Annotated in this window: 1 pseudogene; it reads left to right on the top strand. The window is 64.2% G+C overall.

From position 1 onward, the window contains the following. Positions 1–340 precede the first annotated feature (340 nt). Positions 341–1,138, top strand: a pseudogene (locus ASG92_RS25470) (IS256 family transposase); the annotation flags it as partial. Positions 1,139–1,224: the final 86 nt, after the last annotated feature.

The raw sequence follows: 1,224 nt of genomic DNA, 5'->3' as shown, positions 1-1,224 counted from the left end.
GAGTAGGTCACCGCCGGACAACCATTAAACGGTCGAGAGCCCCAACCACACGGTTGGGGCTCTCCCGCATTTAACCACCCACACACACGCTCTCTCACCACCCGCACCTTTCCGCGGGACGCTCTCTCAGTTCCTGTCGCCCGGAACGGGACGCTCCACCACCTGTCGTGTAGGAAGGGACGCTCTCTCACTACCCGCACCTTTGCGGGCATCGCTCTTTCATCACCCCGACACCGGCCGGGCACACGCAGGGGGACTGTCTGAATAACGGTGTGTGGGGTCCGGCCTGATCCGAAAGGAGACGGCCGTGTCGGAGTCCACGACCGAGATGACAGGGGTGATGATCGATCCTGTGACGGGAGAGATCATCGATCAGAAGGAGCTTGCGGAGCGGTTGCTCGCGCAGGCCAAGGAGCAGGGCGTGAGCCTGGTAGGCCCGGGCGGGCTGCTGAACCAGCTCACGAGGAATGTGCTGGAGACCGCGCTGGAAGCGGAACTGACCGAGCACCTCGGGCACGAGCATGGCCAGAGGCCGATCGCAGCCAACATGCGCAACGGCACCAGGCCCAAGACCGTGCTGACCGAGATCGGCCCGGTCGAGATTGAGGTGCCCCGGGATCGGGACGGCTCGTTCGAGCCGGTGATCGTGCCCAAGCGGAAACGGCGTCTGGACGGCATCGACCAGGTCGTCCTCTCGCTGTCCGCCCGGGGGTTGACCACCGGGGAAATCGCCGCGCACTTCGAGGAGGTCTACGGGGCCAAGGTCTCCAAAGACACCATCAGCCGCATCACGGAGAAGGTTGCCGGGGAACTGGCCGAATGGTCGGCCCGACCTTTGGATCCGATCTATCCGGTGCTCTTCGTTGACGCGGTCGTGGTCAAGGTCCGTGACGGGCAGGTGCGCAACACCCCGTTCTACGTCGTCATGGGCGTCACCACAAACGGGGAGCGGGAGATCCTGGGCATCTGGGCCGGCGACGGCGGCGAGGGTGCCCGGTTCTGGCTGCAGGTATTCTCCGAGCTGAAGAACCGGGGCGTGGAAGATGTGTTGATCGCTGTCTGCGATGGGCTCAAGGGCCTGCCGGAGGCGATCACGACCACGTGGGAGCGAACGGTGGTGCAGCAGTGCATCGTGCATTATGCCGACCTTCGGATTATGCCGATGTGGCCGCGGGATCCTTTGCAGGGCATGGGTTTGGCGCTGGTGAGGTCGGCATAATCCAG

The sequence above is a fragment of the Arthrobacter sp. Soil736 genome (genome assembly GCF_001428005.1).
In the GTDB taxonomy this organism is placed as follows: Bacteria; Actinomycetota; Actinomycetes; order Actinomycetales; family Micrococcaceae; genus Arthrobacter.
The sequence above is the reverse complement of the archived record's forward strand: the minus strand, read 5'-3'. Positions and strand labels throughout refer to the sequence as shown.